The sequence below is a fragment of the Shimia gijangensis genome (assembly GCF_900142085.1).
Taxonomy (GTDB): Bacteria; Pseudomonadota; Alphaproteobacteria; order Rhodobacterales; family Rhodobacteraceae; genus Shimia; species Shimia gijangensis.
In genome coordinates this window covers 189,824-205,266 of sequence record NZ_FQZQ01000002.1, presented here as the reverse complement: position 1 = coordinate 205,266, position 15,443 = coordinate 189,824, and the positions used below count along the sequence as shown (strand labels likewise).

Sequence of the window (15,443 nt, the reverse complement as noted above, 5' to 3'; positions counted from 1 at the left end):
TATAGCACGCTATGCAAAAGGAAATTGCCCATGAAACTTATCATCCACGCCGCCGCCGGAACCATCGCACTCCTGACCATTTCATCCTTTTGGACGTCAACCATTCTGTCCGAAATCTTTGGGACACATGAGACCATTGCCGCCGTCAAAACCGCAGTTCTTTGGGGAATGCTGATACTAATCCCCGCTATGGCAACCGCTGGGGCAACAGGTAACACCCTGGGCAAAGGCTGGCGCCTACCTGAAGTGGCCCGCAAAACCAAGCGCATGAAGATCATCGCCGCTAACGGTATTCTGATCCTCCTGCCCAGCGCGATTTTTCTCGCCCTACGCGCTCAGGCCGGACACTTCGATGTGATCTTCTATAGCCTGCAAGGACTGGAGTTGATCGCTGGGGCCACCAACATCACCCTCCTTAGCCTTAACATGAAAGATGGTATCGCTTTTCGAGCCCGTCGCCGGAAACGCGGCTGATAGGCTGCGCGTTTCCGATAGGAAACGTCGCTTTGAGACTGCCTTTGGGCGCAGAGCCTCATTATCTTCATCTGATGGATCAACCTCTGCGCCTTCACTATGCTCCCGATAACGCCTCGCTCATTGTGCGACTGGCGCTTGAAGAATTGGGGGCCCCTTATGAAACCATTCTGGTGGATCGCTCAATTGACGCCCAGAACAGCCCGGAATACCGGGCAATCAACCCTGCGGGCCTGATCCCGGTTTTGGAAACCTCGCAAGGGCCGGTTTTCGAAACCGCCGCTATTTTGCTTTGGCTGACGGAAGCTCATGGTGCGATGGCCCCACATCCCGGTAGCGATGAGCGCGCAAGCTTCTTGAAATGGCTATTCTATCTGTCCAACACGACCCACGCGAATTTGCGTCTGAATTTTTATCCTGAGAAATATGTCGGAGACGATGAGGAAACTCAGGCCACTTTGCGCGCTCACGCCCGCGCGACCCTTTGCCGTAGTTTTGATCTGTTAGAAGCTCTGTCGCAAGACGATCACGAATGGTTTTGCGGAGCTGATGTATCCGTTGTCGATCTCTATGTCGTGGCCATGTTGCGCTGGTCAGCCCTGTACCCTGCCGGCGATACCGATTGGTTTGCGCTGTCACGATGGCCTTCACTTGCCGCTCTGACCCGCCGCATAGACATCCGCCCAAGCGTCGCTTCGCTCATCAAATCCGAAGGGATGGACTTAAATCCCTTCAGCACACCAAACTATCCCAATCCCCCCGAAGGAGTGGCACTGTAGCTATGTTCCTGTCTGTCTTTGATATGTTCAAGGTGGGCGTTGGCCCGTCTTCGTCCCACACCATGGGCCCTATGGTTGCTGCCGCCCGGTTCCTTGATCTGATGCGCGCATCTCCTTTTGAGTTTCACGGCCTGCGCGCTTCATTGCATGGTTCTCTGGCCTTTACCGGGGTTGGACATGCCACCGATCGCGCCACAATCCTTGGGTTGGCTGGTTTTTTGCCTGACACCTACGACGCAGAAAAAGCCGAGGCCGCACTGGACGCCATTCGCGCGACCGGCATAGTGCACCCCGAAGGCCTCCGCGATCTACACTTTGATCCGCACGAAGATCTGAAATTTGACTTCGGACCAAACCTGCCTGGCCATTCCAATGGCATGATCCTGATGGCCACAGACGCGCAGGGCGACGTGATTCTGCAGGAAACCTACTATTCTATTGGCGGTGGCTTTGTCATGACCGAGGCCGAACTGGCTGCAGGCGCCGACACCAACGAAGGACCCCCTGTACCCTACCCGTTCAAATCCGCCGCTGAGATGCTGGAGATGACCACCACGTCCGGCAAGTCCATTGCCGAAATGAAAAAGGCTAACGAGATTGCGCGGGGTTGTCCCGAAAGCTTTGCTAAGGGGACTGCGCGGATCTGGGAAGTCATGAACGATTGCATCGAGCGTGGCCTCAGCACCGACGGCATCCTGCCCGGAGGGCTGGGCGTGAAACGTCGCGCCAAATCTATCCACGACTCTTTGGTGGCTGAACGCGGAATGAACCTGAATGCGCCCCATACCATTAACGACTGGATGAGCGCCTACGCGATGGCCGTGAATGAAGAAAATGCCGCGGGAGGCCAGGTTGTGACGGCCCCAACCAACGGGGCGGCGGGCGTGATGCCCTCTGTGATCCGGTATTGGCTGGATCACGTGCCTGGCGCCACCCCTTCACGAATTAGCGAATTTTTGCTGACCGCCGCCGCCATTGGAGGACTGGTCAAATTCAATGCCTCTATTTCCGGAGCAGAAGCGGGTTGTCAGGCCGAAGTGGGCAGTGCCGCAGCTATGGCCGCTGCCGGGCTTTGCGCCGTGATGGGCGGTACGCCTGAGCAAGTAGAGAATGCCGCCGAAATCGCACTGGAACATCACCTTGGCATGACTTGCGACCCGGTCAAAGGGCTGGTTCAGGTACCCTGCATCGAGCGCAATGGTCTTGGTGCCATTAAAGCAGTCAGCGCCGCGTCTCTGGCCTTGCGCGGCGACGGGCAGCATTTTGTCCCGCTAGATTCAGTGATCGAAACCATGCGTCAAACCGGGCATGACATGCATGAACGCTACAAAGAAACGTCACTTGGTGGTCTCGCAGTCAATATTCCCAACTGTTGACCAAGCCCGTCTTCATTTTTTTAATAACTACTCTGGAACATACGCTGTCCATGCACTGCAAATGAGATGTACCGGGCAGCGCCCTTTTTCCCGGCTACTAGTTCAGCGCGAACACGCAGCCGTCTGTAATCAATTGGGGCGGCGTACGACACAGCCCCCGCGCCACCGAGTATGCGACCAACACCTTTGGCACATAATCACGTGTTTCGGCATATTCCGGAACTCCATTGGCCTTGCGGACAGCATTCTCTCCGGCATTGTACCCGGCCAATACCAGAATCGGATCTCGATCAAAGCTGCTCATTAATATCTCAAGGAAAGCGACACCACCCTTGATGTTCTGTGCCGAATCAAATGGGTCCTCGACATCAAATCGTTGGGACGTGACTGGCATCAATTGCATCAACCCTTGGGCCCCAGCCCCGCTTTGCGCATCTTTGTCACCGCTCGACTCAACCGCGATCATCGCCAACACCAGTGCAGGTGAAACCTGGGTACCAACAGTCGCGATAAGAATGTCGGTGCCGTGCTTCTGAGCAATTTCCAGCAGTGACTGCAAACGCGGTGCTTTGACACCCTGCCCTTCAGGAGGGCGTGATAGCCTTATCAACGCAGGTTCAAGTCGCCCCCCTCCGGATTCAGCGATATCCGGCGAAATCTCGTCCCAAAACCACCCGTACTGACCCGGCGTCGACGAGGCACCTTCGGATGATTGCGGCTTTGAAACCGTGACAACGGTATCCTGAATGGTGATCTGAACATCAATTTTGGGCTTCGCGCCTTTTGGCGGGGCTTTAACGCGTTTAGCGCTGAAGTCTGCAAATGGTGGTGGAGACTCGGCCATCATAGGCTGTACAAACAGAGCCACAGCCAAACACACACCCACTCGCCACTTTAGTTTCATCATGTGCCTCTAACTGCTGTTAATGGAATCTTCGCAGAATTGGTGTTTCAAGGCCAGACTCCCTCCTCAAAACGAGGCAAAATTGCCAAATTCCACCATTTCAGATCTAATTTTTTGGAAAAACGGCGCCTTCAAGATTAAATTATTGTTAATTATCTGATACTTATCGCATTTTACGCACTTTTTTCAGTGCGCTGCAAAATGGCGCCAATCGTGCCCCATTCGTGCCCGAATCCGAGCCGATAAATACTGCATACCAAGTCGGGAACAGGTTTTTAAACACCTACACATTCCCGGCAGGTCGAAACGAAAACTAAACTGATCCTTTGGAGGGACACACTATGATCAAGTTCATCAAAAACTTTCGCAAAGACGAAAACGGCGCCGTAACTGTTGACTGGGTTGTTCTGACCGCAGCTGTTGTTGGCCTGGCTGTTGCTGCTTACACAGCAATCGAAAGCAAAACTCTGGATCTGGCTAACTCGGCCGCTTCGGAAATTGCTGGCGAAAGCAACTAATTCGACGCGTCACTTGACGTAATAGAAGGCCGTGCCACACAGGTGGCGCGGCCTTTTTTTTGTTTTGAGAACATTTTCAATGACACCCATCTTAGTGGTAGGTTGGAAAACTGCCGTACCGCTGTCACGTCACGAAAAACAGCAGCTCTGTTCTTTGCGCGTTTCACCAAAGAGTTAGAAGGCAAAAACTTCACTGAAATACCGAAAAAATGAACGACAATGGTGCGAATCTTGCCCAAATCATGCCAGAATCAAAGGCGATATTATGCTCATACCAAGTCGGACATGGGCATCACAAAGAGCCCCCAAGATGCCCGGTTAGGTCGTGACGAAACTAAACTGATCCTTTGGAGGGACACACTATGATCAAGTTCATCAAAAACTTTCGCAAAGACGAAAACGGCGCCGTAACTGTTGACTGGGTTGTTCTGACCGCAGCTGTTGTTGGCCTGGCCGTTGCTGCTTACACAGCAATCGAAAGCAAAACTCTGGACCTGGCTAACTCGGCCGCTTCGGAAATTGCTGGCGAAAGCAACTAATTCGACGCGTTTACGAATCGCAAGAAGGCCGCATTACATGAGTGCGCGGCCTTTTTTGCATTTACGCACCTGTTGCTCGGTGCAAAACGAAGACGACTTGCTGCCTTTCCCGACGTTTCAAATTCGCCCTGAAGATTCGAAACCTCGTCGAATGGCCGGAGAATCAGCCGAAATGGTGCGATTTCTGCCCAATTGGTGCCAAATTCTCGGGCGATGGTTGGTTCACACCAAGCCACACGGGTGTCAAGCTCAGTCAAGGATAACTGGCAATGGAACGACTAGAACAAAACTGATCCGTTGGAGGGACACATTATGATCAAGTTTTTAGAGTATTTTTGCAAAGACGAAGATGGCGCTGTCACAGTCGACTGGGTCATTCTGACAGCAGGCGTTGTTGGTTTGGCCGTTATTGCCTACGTAGCAATCGAAGAAAACACACTGGCGTTGGCAAACTCAGCGGCTTCGGAAATCGCATCTGAACACCAATAATGCGGCGGGTCATCTAGAAATCTGCTAGAAATCTGCGGGGGCACGCCACAAAAAGGTGAGGCCTTTGTTTTGAAAACGCGCTGGCGTTTCATTAACGAGTGATTTTGGTCTAGGTAAAACCGTTGGCTGTTCAGCCTCGGTTTACTATGAGGAATGAAATACCCACCAAGTGTGGGTTTTTTTGCTGTCTCAGTCAAACATTGGGCCTTGAAAGCATCCCCAAGGCACCCTGTTTTCGCCACATTCATACATCAGATTAGATCGTGGACATATGCGCTTCCAGGCATTCCATTGGATTGTTGGGCGCGTGAATTGAGAGGTAGACGCCATGCGTGTGATATTTGCTCTTGTATTATTGGTTGGCATTGGACTTGCTGGTGCCGCCGTATACTTGGCTAAGGATTACGTTGAAGGGTTCCAGTCACAGCTGGACAAAGAACGTGCATCCCGCAAACCCGAAATCAAAACGGTCGACGTTTTCGTCACCACTAGAGCCTTGACCTATGGAGAGGCTCTGACACCAGAAGATGTGAAATTGGTGAAGTTTCCAAAGTCATCTCTCCCCGAAGGCGTTTTCAACACCAAGGAAGATCTTTTCCCTGCTAACGAAGACCGCCCTCGCCACGTTTTGCGCGCAATGGAGGCCAAAGAAGCCCTGATGGCGATCAAAGTGACGAAGCCCGGCGAAGAGGCTGGCCTGACCACACGACTTAAGCGCGGCATGCGTGCTTTTGCCATAAAGGTTGATGTGGCCTCTGGTGTATCTGGCTTCCTGCGTCCCGGCGACCGCGTTGATATCTATTGGACCGGCCGCTTCAAAGGCTCTGGCAAAGAGATTGGCAATGACGAAATCACAAAGCTGATCGAAGCAGGCGTCAACCTGATTGCCGTCGACCAGACCGCAAATCAGGATGTTGAAGAAGGTAAGGTTGCCAGAACCGTGACGGTCGCTGCAACGCCTCAACAGGTTGCAGCCCTTGCACAGGCCCAGTCAACTGGTTCACTTTCGCTCTCACTTGTGGGCGCTTCGGACGACACAATTGCGAATGCCATCGAAGTTGACCAGCGCAGCCTTTTGGGTATTGCGCGCCAGGAAATCGCACAGGAAATAGTTGAGGAAAGAGAATGTACGATCCGCACACGTAAAGGTGCAGACGTCGTGGAAATCCCAATCCCCTGTACAAATTGATTTGAATTCAACATGTTAAAGAGAGCGGCACCGAATGTGCCGCCCTCTTTGCGTTCTCGGTCTGTTGCCACAGACACACATGAGAAACGGCCCGGAACGCATTGATTCTTGCAATGAAACCCGAATTGCCCCACAGTAGATGAAACAGTGGACGAAAGATCCACATCCGAGGCGTGATCATAGAGGCAGGTCACATGACATATCGTAGAATTTTCGGCGCAGCCCTTTTGGGTCTCGCCATCAGTGTATCTCCCACTTTCTCTCCTGTTGCACAGGCTGAGACACTCAAGGTTGTTCGCAATGGAACCGACTCGGTTTTGAGCGTTCCCATGAACCGAGCTGTTGTGGTTGAAAGTGACGTTCCCTTTGCGGAACTCAGCATTGCAAATCCCGGAATTGCGGACATCTCTTCGCTGTCAGACCGTACAATATATGTATTGGGCAAGGCACCGGGTGCTACAACATTGACTCTTCTGGACGCCACCGGGCGCCTGATTACCAATGTTGAGGTTCGGGTTGCTCCTGACATCAGCGAGTTCAAAGAGCGCCTGCGTCAGATTTTGCCCAGCGAAAAGGTTGAAGTCCGAACGGCAAATGACGGCATCGTCCTGTCTGGAACGATTTCCAGTATGCAAAAATTGCAGCGCGCTCTGGATCTGGCTGAACGTTACGCACCCGAGCGGGTATCAAACCTGATGACCGTCGGCGGCGTCCAGCAAGTATTGTTGAAAGTACGATTTGCCGAAATGCAACGTACCGTGTCAAAATCCCTAAGCTCTTCGATATCGGCTTCTGGTACCAACGGCTCGATCTTCACCGGATCGCTTCTAAACGGTGCGAACCCAGACAGACTTGGTGCTCTTGGCTTCTCGTTTGATATAGGGTCGGTCGAAGTTGGTGTCCTTTTGGAAGCTCTTGAGCAAAAAGGCGTGGTTCGCACGTTGTCTGAACCCAATCTCACAGCCCTTTCCGGTCAGGAAGCCAAGTTTTTGGCGGGTGGCGAGTATCCGGTTCCGGTAAGTCAGGAAAATGGCGCAGTTACCATTGAATTCAAGCCGTTTGGCGTTGAACTCAACTTTATTCCACGTGTTGTCGATGGCGACTTGATTAATCTTGAGCTGGAAACCGCGGTTTCGGCCATTGATACTGCCAATGCTTATGAAGACGGCACGTTTTCGATTGCCGCCTTTCGTCGCCGCGAGGCCTCGACAACGGTTGAGCTGCGCGACGGAGAAAGCTTTGCGATTGCAGGTCTTCTGGAAGACGACTTTCAGGACAAAACCGGACAAATCCCATGGCTGGGCGATATCCCTGTACTGGGTTCGCTGTTTCGCAGTGCTGAATATCAGCGCGACCAGTCTGAATTGGTTATCATTATCACCGCACATTTGGTGACACCGACACACGGCGAAGCTTTGGCCCTACCAACGGATCGGATCAAACCACCAAGTGAGAAAGATTTGTTCCTTTACGGCAAAGTTGCCAAGGACAAACGCCCGACTTCTGGTGCTGCTGGTGAAGTGGCCAAGCAGGACTTTGGCGGTTCTTACGGCTATGTGATGGATTAAGGGATGCGGGGGCATATGAAACAGATTATCGCAACAGTTTCGCTGGTCGCTCTGGCAGCATGCAACTGGGACAACTACCCCGAGGCAGGCGGCGACTTGGACCGCGGCAACTTTGGTGTCGCAACGACCAACAACACACAAATCCAAACGGGTGAAAAGAGTTATACAATTCAACTCGCCAATCGATTTGCGACCGAGGTCAATTCCACCATCAATTTTGAGTTCGACAGCTATCAACTGGACGAACAGGCTCGCACAGTTCTGCGTCAACAGGCGAACTGGATCCGCCAATTTCCCGAAGTTCGCTTTCGGGTCTATGGCCACACAGACGCGGTGGGTTCGAGCCAATACAACTATTCGTTGGGCAAACGTCGCGCCAATGCCGTGGTCAGATATCTTTCGACCCAGGGCATCAGTCGCAGCCGCCTAGAAGCTCTTGTTTCTCTTGGAAAAACACAGCCACTCGTCGTAACGGATGGACGCGAGCGCAAGAATCGCCGCACCGTGACCGAAGTTTCAGGCTTTGTCAGCCGCAATCCAACCGTCCTCGACGGAAAATACGCCCAAATCATCTATCGCGACTATGTTGCGAGCGGTGAAGCTACGACTGGCCTTTCCGGTATTTCGGGCAGCGAGTTCCAAACCTCGCAATAAGGAACAATCGCCTCCTTCGGGGGGCGATCGTCGCAAAATTCCGCACAATTTCGGCTTTTTGGCCCCAATGTTGCCAAAGTTCCGAGTGAAATTCAGTCAAAAGGCAGTAGTGCGTCCGATATGAGTCGGATGCGGGCTCCTAGAATGCTGATTGGATCAGGACGTGTGCGTGTCGTGAACAACCAGATAACCATTCTAGGGGCCTTACAAAAAAGGACCTGAGGCTGATATGACGAGTGATACGACAATCGACAGCAATCCAAGCGCCATTCTCGCATGCACTGTATGCCGAGATGTTCAGAACTTTGAGCTTCTTATCGTCGATATGGAAGAGGCTCTCGGGGAACAATGGGGAGATCTTGGATTCGGTGACGCGCTGATGTTCTTTGATCAGCCGGACGCTCAGGATCTTGAATTCATTGCTCTGGCCATTGATGATTATGATGAAGACAACTTGTCTCAGCTAAAAGAAATCATCGACGCAGCCAAAGAACACAATATCCGCACGATTCTGATTGCCGAAGATGTGACGCCCGCCTCGCTTCACAAACTTCTGCGTCACGGTGCCGACGAATTTGTCCCCTACCCGCTTCCCAAAGGTGAGCTGCTTGAAGTGATTGAGCGCCTGCGCCAGCCGCCCCCGGTTGCCCAGGCTCCTCAACCTGTAGAGCAGGCCCCGGTAGAATCCGCGACTGTGGCTCTGAATAGCAACGCAAACTCTCGCGAAGGCGTGTTGATCGCCGTGCACGGTCTTGCTGGCGGAACTGGTGCCACGACCTTGGCCGTGAACCTGGGCTGGGAGTTGGCCAATACCGGCAAAGACAACGCCCCGCGCGTTTGCTTGATCGATTTGGACCTTCAGTTTGGGTCGGTATCAACTTTTCTGGACTTGCCACGCCGCGAGTCAGTGTTCGAATTGCTGACCGACACCGAGGGTATGGATAGCGAAAGCTTTGGCCAGGCGTTGGTGCAATACGAAGACAAGATGAGCGTACTGACCGCTCCACCCGACATGATTCCACTGGATATGATCCAATCTGAAGATATCGAACGCATTCTGGAAACGGCGCGTCGTCACTATGACTTTGTGATTGTCGACATGCCGTCAACCCTGGTGCAGTGGACCGAAACGGTCCTTACAGCATCCCACGTATATTTCGCGACTCTCGAGATTGATATGCGTTCGGCGCAAAACGCAATGCGGATGAAACGGGCTTTGCAAGCCGAGGAACTGCCGTTTGAAAAACTGCGATATGTGCTGAACCGAGCGCCGAAGTTTACAGATTTGGCTGGCAAGAGCCGGGTCAAGCGCCTTGCCGAAAGCCTAGGTATTTCAATTGATGTGCTTCTGCCTGATGGCGGCCGTCAGGTGATGCAAGGATCGGACCATGGCCTTCCTTTGGCAAGTTCCGCTGCGAAGAACCCACTGCGCAAAGAAATCGGAAAGCTGGCGGATAGCCTGCATGACTTGGATCAATCCGATCCAAAAGCCGCGTAAATCGAGGGAAAGCTAGATGTTCTCAAGATACAAAAAGCCAGAAGCAGAAGCTCCTGCGGCTGCGAAAACCGACGCTGCGGCGAGTGCCCCGGCACCAAAACCTGCCAATTCCACGGCCCCGGCCAAGGAAAACACAGTGGTTCGCAAAAAGGTTGCACGCACTGGACCGGCCCAGGTCGCTCCGGCCGACAAAGAGCGCAAACGCAAAGAGCGTCTTGGTGAAATCAAGCTCGAACTGCACCGCGAATTGCTCGACAACCTCAACCTCTCTGCTTTGGAATCGGCCACAGAACAGGACCTGAAAGCCGAGATCAGCTCAATCGCGAGCGAAGTTTTGCAAGAACGTGCGATTGTTTTGAACCGCGAAGAGCGCTCGGTTCTCAATCAAGAGCTTTACAACGAAGTGACTGGCCTTGGCCCACTTGAACCGCTTCTTCAGGATGACACGGTCAACGATATTTTGATCAACGGCCCGCAACAGATATTTGTGGAACGCGCTGGTAAGCTTCAGCTGACAGACGTCACTTTCAAAGATGAAAAGCATCTTTTGCGGATCATCGACAAGATTGTCTCGGCCGTTGGACGTCGGGTTGATGAATCCAACCCATATGTGGATGCGCGCCTTGCAGACGGGTCTCGTTTCAACGCCATGGTCCCGCCGGTTGCGGTTGACGGTTCGTTGGTATCGATCCGGAAATTTAAAAAGGACAAGCTGGGCATCGATGACCTGGTCAACTTTGGGGCGTTCTCCGAAGAGATGGCGGCCTACCTTCAGGCCGCTGTCGCTACACGCCTGAACATCATTGTTTCGGGCGGTACCGGCTCTGGTAAGACCACCACGCTAAACGCGCTCTCCTCCTTTATCGACAACGCAGAACGTATCTTGACCATCGAGGATACGGCGGAACTCCAACTGCAACAGACACATGTTGGACGGATGGAAAGCCGCCCGCCAAACGTCGAAGGTAAAGGTGAAGTCTCCCCGCGTGACTGTCTGAAAAACGCCCTTCGGATGCGTCCGGACCGGATCATCGTGGGTGAGACGCGTGGCGAAGAAGTGATCGATATGTTGCAGGCCATGAACACCGGCCACGACGGATCAATGACCACAATCCACGCCAACAACGCGCGTGACGGTATTTCCCGTCTTGAAAACATGATCGCAATGGCCGGAATTGAAATGCCGCTCAAGGCCGTTCGCTCGCAGATTTCTTCGGCTGTAAACTTGATTGTACAAGCCTCACGCCTGCAGGACGGCTCGCGGCGCATGACGTCGATCACCGAGATCACCGGCATGGAAGGCGATGTGATTTCGATGCAAGAAATCTTTCGCTACCAGCGCACCGGGCTTGGCCCCGAAAACACAATCATCGGTCACTTCACGGCCACTGGCGTACGTAGCCACTATTCAGAACGTTTCCGGATGTGGGGCTATGATCTGCCTTCCAGCATCTATGAACCGACAGCGGAGTAACGATCATGCCCTTCAGCCCTGAACTCATCATTTACGGAATGATCTTTATCGGCGTAGTCGTCCTTGTGGAGGGCGTGTATCTCACGGTGTTTGGCCGGTCGATCAGCCTAAGCAATCGGGTCAACCGTCGTCTGGAAATGCTGGACAAAGGCACACGCCGCGAAGAAGTGCTAGAACAGCTGCGCAAAGAGATGCGCCAGCACACCAAAGCCCGATCTATTCCGCTTTACTCTCTTCTGACGAGCAGGGCGCAAAAGGCCGCCATCGCATTTACGCCTAAACAGCTGATGATGATGATGGCAGGCGTAAGCGTTCTGTCCTTTCTGGCACTGACCGTCGGAACCGGATCCGGCCCGATTATGAACGCTGTAATCGGTGTGATTGCAGGTGTGGGCGGTGTCTATTTCTGGGTCAGCCACAAAGCCAATAAACGCCTTAGCATGATTGAAGAGCAACTGCCTGACGCCATTGAGCTGATGGTGAGGTCGCTCAAAGTGGGTCATCCTTTCACTTCAGCTCTGGGGATCGTGGCAAAGGAAGTTGAAGATCCCCTCGCGACTGAATTCGGTGTGATTTCGGATGAAGCCGCCTACGGTCGCGACGTTGGCGAAGCGCTCAAGGATATGGCGGAACGCCTGGACATGCAGGATTTGCGGTTCCTTGCTGTTGCCGTCACTATTCAACAGCAATCTGGTGGTAACCTTGCTGAAATTCTTGCGGGGCTGTCCAAAGTGATCCGCGCCCGTTTCCGCCTATTCCGTCGCGTAAAAGCCATCACGGCCGAGGCCAAATGGTCAGGGAAATTCCTGTCCGGATTCCCTGTTGCCTGTCTGATTTTCATCAACCTGAGTGATCCTCACTACTATGATGAAGCAATGACACACGAATGGTTTATTCCGGCTTGTATCATTGTTGCGCTGTTCCTTGCGGGCAACTTGTTCGTGATGCGAATTTTGACCGACATTAAGGTCTGAGAAAGAAGGATTTTAGAAAATGATGGACTTTCTCACAAGTACACTTGGCCCGTTCGGCCCCATTATTGTCATTGGCGTTCTTGGCCTTTTGATGATCTTGGTCACAGTTCCCATGATGTTGCGCCAGCGCGAAGATCCGCTGGACAAGCTTAAGCGGAACGAAACCGAAAGAACAAACAAGCGCGGCGATCACAAAGACCGCCTGCGCCGTAAATCGGCCAACGCCAAGCTGGCAAAATACAAGTCGTTCCTTGAGCCAAAAAACGAAGAAGAGCTTTCCAGCCTGCGCCTCAAACTGATGCAGGCCGGATATCAGTCGCGCGACGCCGTGCGCGCCTTCCATCTTGCTCAGATGTTGCTTGGGGTGATCGGTCTGATTGGCGGTGTGGCGTATTTCTTGGTCGTCAAAGAAGGTGTTGCCGAATCCACGCAAAAAACCCTGATGACCATTCTTGGACCAGGTGCGATCGGTTATCTGTTGCCGAAATATTGGATTACCCGCCGCGTTGAGGCGCGAAAAGAGGAAATCACCCAAGGCTTTCCGGATGCGCTCGACATGATGCTCGTTTGTGTTGAAGCAGGTCAGTCGCTTGACCAGTCTATCGTCCGAGTTGCTGGTGAATTGCGCGCATCTTATCCGTCATTGGCAGATGAGTTTGAAATCGTCGCCTATGAGATGAAGGCTGGTAAGGATAAGGCCTCAGTTTTGAAAGACATGGGTGAACGGTGTGGCGTACAGGATGTTTCCTCGTTCACCACAGTTTTGGTCCAATCGACAACTTTTGGTACGTCGATCGCCGATGCTCTGAGGATTTATGCAGGAGAAATGCGTGACAAACGCGTTATGCGTGCAGAAGAAGCGGCAAACAAGTTGCCAACCAAGATGACCCTTGCCACAATGATGTTAACGGTGCCGCCTCTGTTGATCATTCTTGTGGGTCCTTCGGTCGTCGGCATTACGAGGTTGGGAAATTAGAGAATTGAATTCATGAAGTCCGCGTTACGACCGGCGATTGTGATAGTAAGCTTTGCCTTGGCCGCCTGTAATACAGGCGGCCTTGGTGCGAGCAGTGACAGTCCTTATGCTCCGACTGGTACGTCAAACAAACAAGCGGTGGACGGTTTGGAAGTTGGCGATCGATTGATGACCGCCGGTGAATACGAACTTGCCCTGGATGCCTATATCCGGGCGGCAACCCAACATGGTATGACCGCTGATGTGCTGACATCGCTTGGGTCGGCCAATCTTGGACTGGGGCGATTAGGACAGGCCGAAAAACTATTTCAGCAATCTTTGGACAAAGACGAAACCCGCGCTGACACCTGGAACAATCTTGGCGTTGTTCGCATGGAAAAGCGCCAATATGCCGAGGCCGAGCAGATTTTTCGCAAAGCTTACGCATTGGATGATGGCGAAAGTGACTCAATTCGCGAAAATTTACGCTTAGCGCTCGCAAAAATGGAAAATCCCACTTATGATGAGGGGACATCTGAATACAAATTGGTGCGGAGAGGTAGCGGAGACTACATAATCCGAACAACGCCATAGACGAGGCAAGAGCAGTAAAAGGACGCACAAATGCGCCATCCAATTCTTGTAACCCTGTGTCTTACGGGCGCGGCCCTGATTTCTGGCTGCGACGACAAGGGGGACGAAGCCGTTGAACGGGCACTTCAGGACGTGAATGCCGTCGACGAAACCGACCTTTCCGATGTGATGCTGACAGTGGCAGATCCCAACGAGGCGGTCTCATATTTCCGGCGGACTCTGGGCCAACATCCGGATCGTATTGACCTGCAACGCGGGTTGGGCGTGTCACTTGTACGTGCGCGCCGCTACACCGAGGCCGTTCCCGCTTGGCAAAAAGTGGTCAAACACAAAGAGGCCACGGATGCAGATTACGTTGATCTGGCCGATGCACAAATTCGAGCGGGCCAATGGAAAGAAGCTGAAAAAACGCTGGATTCCATCGCTCCAACCCATGAAACCTTTAAACGGTATCGCCTGGAAGCCATGATCGCCGACTCCAACAAAGAGTGGAACAAGTCCGACAGCTATTATGAAACCGCCGTGGGCCTCACCACCCGACCTGCGGGTGTCATGAACAACTGGGGTTACTCAAAGCTGACTCGCGGTGACTATGCAGATGCGGAACGTCTATTCGGTGATGCCATTCGCCAGGACAGAAGCCTTTTTACCGCCAAGAACAACATGGTTTTGGCACGCGGCGCACAACGCAAATACACATTGCCCGTGATCCCGATGGACCAGACAGAGCGTGCGCAGCTTTTGCACACTCTAGCCCTTTCGGCGATCAAGCAAGGTGATACAGAAACCGGCAAGGCCTTGTTGCGCGAAGCCATTGAAACGCACCCGCAGCATTTCGAAGCCGCTGTCCGGTCGCTCCGTGCTCTAGAACAGAGCTAATTGGCGATTGGCCTGATGGACATGCAGATCACAACCTACTCGGCCATGTGGTTCCTGCCCTTTGTGGCACCCATATGCTTTTACGTCGCCTGGAGCGATATGCGCTCAATGACGATCCCGAACCGCGCCGTAATGATGTTGCTCGGGGTGTTTGTGGTGGTGGGCCTTATCGCGCTTCCGCTCGCAGAATATCCGTGGCGATTATTGCAGGTTGTAGCCGTTCTTTTAGTGGGAATGGTGTTAAACGCAGGCGGAGCCGTTGGCGCAGGTGATGCGAAATTCGCTGCAGCAGCAGCCCCTTTTGTCGCGTCAGGCGACGCCATTTTCCTGAGTATGGTTTTTGCGGCAACTCTGCTTGCGGCTTGGACAACACACCGTTTGGCCAAGCACTCTCCTATCCGTCGCATGGTGCCTGACTGGGAAAGTTGGGACCAGGGATGGGATTTCCCTATGGGCCTAGCTTTGGGTGGCACGTTGACCATCTATTTGATCCTAGGAAGCCTTTACGGGGCCTGAATATTGCCATTTTTATCGTGTCTAAGAAACGGTGAAACCACCGGTGGACGTGCGACTGCATGC

General features: G+C 52.9%; 17 protein-coding genes. 16 read left to right on the top strand and 1 reads right to left on the bottom strand.

Annotation, left to right across the window (positions count from 1 at the left end; translation table 11 throughout):
- Positions 1-30 precede the first annotated feature (30 nt).
- From BUC32_RS02480 to BUC32_RS02470, 3 genes are read left to right on the top strand one after another with little or no spacing between them, the layout of a single operon-like run.
- Positions 31-474, top strand: a complete 444-nt coding sequence (locus tag BUC32_RS02480) for a hypothetical protein (RefSeq protein WP_073249043.1) — start codon at positions 31-33, stop codon at positions 472-474.
- Positions 475-506: 32 nt separating this feature from the next.
- Positions 507-1,253, top strand: coding sequence for a glutathione S-transferase family protein (locus tag BUC32_RS02475; RefSeq protein ID WP_322788004.1), 747 nt, complete (start codon positions 507-509; stop codon positions 1,251-1,253).
- A gap of 2 nt (positions 1,254-1,255) precedes the next feature.
- Positions 1,256-2,629 carry an L-serine ammonia-lyase gene (locus BUC32_RS02470; protein WP_073249039.1) on the top strand — a complete coding sequence of 458 codons (1,374 nt, stop codon included), beginning with the start codon at positions 1,256-1,258 and terminating at the stop codon, positions 2,627-2,629.
- A 97-nt stretch (positions 2,630-2,726) separates the two neighbouring features.
- Here the strand turns inward: BUC32_RS02470 and BUC32_RS02465 are convergent, their stop codons facing one another.
- The gene (locus BUC32_RS02465; RefSeq protein WP_407695237.1) at positions 2,727-3,536 is read right to left on the bottom strand and encodes a lytic transglycosylase domain-containing protein; all 810 of its coding nucleotides are present in this window, start codon (positions 3,534-3,536) and stop codon (positions 2,727-2,729) included.
- A 338-nt stretch (positions 3,537-3,874) separates the two neighbouring features.
- On the opposite strand from BUC32_RS02465, the gene BUC32_RS20585 reads away from it, so the two are divergent.
- The 13 genes from BUC32_RS20585 to BUC32_RS02410 all read left to right on the top strand — a co-directional run bounded on the left by BUC32_RS20585 (position 3,875) and on the right by BUC32_RS02410 (position 15,380).
- Positions 3,875-4,051 carry a hypothetical protein gene (locus BUC32_RS20585; RefSeq protein ID WP_175556877.1) on the top strand — a complete coding sequence of 59 codons (177 nt, stop codon included), beginning with the start codon at positions 3,875-3,877 and terminating at the stop codon, positions 4,049-4,051.
- A 362-nt stretch (positions 4,052-4,413) separates the two neighbouring features.
- Positions 4,414-4,590 carry a hypothetical protein gene (locus BUC32_RS20580; protein WP_175556877.1) on the top strand — a complete coding sequence of 59 codons (177 nt, stop codon included), beginning with the start codon at positions 4,414-4,416 and terminating at the stop codon, positions 4,588-4,590.
- Positions 4,591-4,902: 312 nt separating this feature from the next.
- Entirely contained in the window at positions 4,903-5,079 is a 177-nt protein-coding gene (locus BUC32_RS20575) for a Flp family type IVb pilin (protein ID WP_175556876.1), read from the top strand.
- Positions 5,080-5,407: 328 nt separating this feature from the next.
- Complete coding sequence (cpaB, locus tag BUC32_RS02455; protein WP_073249035.1) at positions 5,408-6,268, top strand: Flp pilus assembly protein CpaB; 861 nt, start codon at positions 5,408-5,410, stop codon at positions 6,266-6,268.
- 194 nt (positions 6,269-6,462) lie between these two features.
- The gene (locus BUC32_RS02450) at positions 6,463-7,836 is read left to right on the top strand and encodes a type II and III secretion system protein family protein (RefSeq protein WP_073249033.1); all 1,374 of its coding nucleotides are present in this window, start codon (positions 6,463-6,465) and stop codon (positions 7,834-7,836) included.
- A 15-nt stretch (positions 7,837-7,851) separates the two neighbouring features.
- Positions 7,852-8,490: an OmpA family protein gene (locus BUC32_RS02445; RefSeq protein ID WP_083599212.1), complete on the top strand. Its 639-nt coding sequence runs from the start codon at positions 7,852-7,854 to the stop codon at positions 8,488-8,490.
- A 229-nt stretch (positions 8,491-8,719) separates the two neighbouring features.
- The gene (locus tag BUC32_RS02440; RefSeq protein ID WP_073249029.1) at positions 8,720-9,988 is read left to right on the top strand and encodes an AAA family ATPase; all 1,269 of its coding nucleotides are present in this window, start codon (positions 8,720-8,722) and stop codon (positions 9,986-9,988) included.
- Between the two features lie 16 nt (positions 9,989-10,004).
- Entirely contained in the window at positions 10,005-11,462 is a 1,458-nt protein-coding gene (locus BUC32_RS02435) for a CpaF family protein (protein ID WP_073249027.1), read from the top strand.
- 5 nt (positions 11,463-11,467) lie between these two features.
- Complete coding sequence (locus BUC32_RS02430) at positions 11,468-12,436, top strand: type II secretion system F family protein (protein WP_073249025.1); 969 nt, start codon at positions 11,468-11,470, stop codon at positions 12,434-12,436.
- Positions 12,437-12,455: 19 nt separating this feature from the next.
- Complete coding sequence (locus BUC32_RS02425; RefSeq protein WP_073249023.1) at positions 12,456-13,412, top strand: type II secretion system F family protein; 957 nt, start codon at positions 12,456-12,458, stop codon at positions 13,410-13,412.
- A 12-nt stretch (positions 13,413-13,424) separates the two neighbouring features.
- Positions 13,425-13,985 carry a tetratricopeptide repeat protein gene (locus BUC32_RS02420; RefSeq protein WP_073249021.1) on the top strand — a complete coding sequence of 187 codons (561 nt, stop codon included), beginning with the start codon at positions 13,425-13,427 and terminating at the stop codon, positions 13,983-13,985.
- A 30-nt stretch (positions 13,986-14,015) separates the two neighbouring features.
- On the top strand, positions 14,016-14,864 hold the full coding sequence (locus tag BUC32_RS02415) for a tetratricopeptide repeat protein (RefSeq protein WP_073249019.1): 849 nt from the start codon (positions 14,016-14,018) through the stop codon (positions 14,862-14,864).
- Positions 14,865-14,879: 15 nt separating this feature from the next.
- Positions 14,880-15,380: a prepilin peptidase gene (locus BUC32_RS02410; RefSeq protein ID WP_322788003.1), complete on the top strand. Its 501-nt coding sequence runs from the start codon at positions 14,880-14,882 to the stop codon at positions 15,378-15,380.
- Positions 15,381-15,443 lie beyond the last annotated feature (63 nt).

Coding starts and splice junctions, on each gene's coding strand:
- BUC32_RS02480 (WP_073249043.1), top strand. CDS start 31: ATGAAACTTATCATCCACGCCGCCGCCGGAACCATCGCACTCCTGACC.
- BUC32_RS02470 (WP_073249039.1), top strand. CDS start 1,256: ATGTTCCTGTCTGTCTTTGATATGTTCAAGGTGGGCGTTGGCCCGTCT.
- BUC32_RS02465 (WP_407695237.1), bottom strand. CDS start 3,536: ATGATGAAACTAAAGTGGCGAGTGGGTGTGTGTTTGGCTGTGGCTCTG.
- BUC32_RS20585 (WP_175556877.1), top strand. CDS start 3,875: ATGATCAAGTTCATCAAAAACTTTCGCAAAGACGAAAACGGCGCCGTA.
- BUC32_RS20580 (WP_175556877.1), top strand. CDS start 4,414: ATGATCAAGTTCATCAAAAACTTTCGCAAAGACGAAAACGGCGCCGTA.
- BUC32_RS20575 (WP_175556876.1), top strand. CDS start 4,903: ATGATCAAGTTTTTAGAGTATTTTTGCAAAGACGAAGATGGCGCTGTC.
- cpaB (WP_073249035.1), top strand. CDS start 5,408: ATGCGTGTGATATTTGCTCTTGTATTATTGGTTGGCATTGGACTTGCT.
- BUC32_RS02450 (WP_073249033.1), top strand. CDS start 6,463: ATGACATATCGTAGAATTTTCGGCGCAGCCCTTTTGGGTCTCGCCATC.
- BUC32_RS02445 (WP_083599212.1), top strand. CDS start 7,852: ATGAAACAGATTATCGCAACAGTTTCGCTGGTCGCTCTGGCAGCATGC.
- BUC32_RS02440 (WP_073249029.1), top strand. CDS start 8,720: ATGACGAGTGATACGACAATCGACAGCAATCCAAGCGCCATTCTCGCA.
- BUC32_RS02435 (WP_073249027.1), top strand. CDS start 10,005: ATGTTCTCAAGATACAAAAAGCCAGAAGCAGAAGCTCCTGCGGCTGCG.
- BUC32_RS02430 (WP_073249025.1), top strand. CDS start 11,468: ATGCCCTTCAGCCCTGAACTCATCATTTACGGAATGATCTTTATCGGC.
- BUC32_RS02425 (WP_073249023.1), top strand. CDS start 12,456: ATGATGGACTTTCTCACAAGTACACTTGGCCCGTTCGGCCCCATTATT.
- BUC32_RS02420 (WP_073249021.1), top strand. CDS start 13,425: ATGAAGTCCGCGTTACGACCGGCGATTGTGATAGTAAGCTTTGCCTTG.
- BUC32_RS02415 (WP_073249019.1), top strand. CDS start 14,016: ATGCGCCATCCAATTCTTGTAACCCTGTGTCTTACGGGCGCGGCCCTG.
- BUC32_RS02410 (WP_322788003.1), top strand. CDS start 14,880: ATGGACATGCAGATCACAACCTACTCGGCCATGTGGTTCCTGCCCTTT.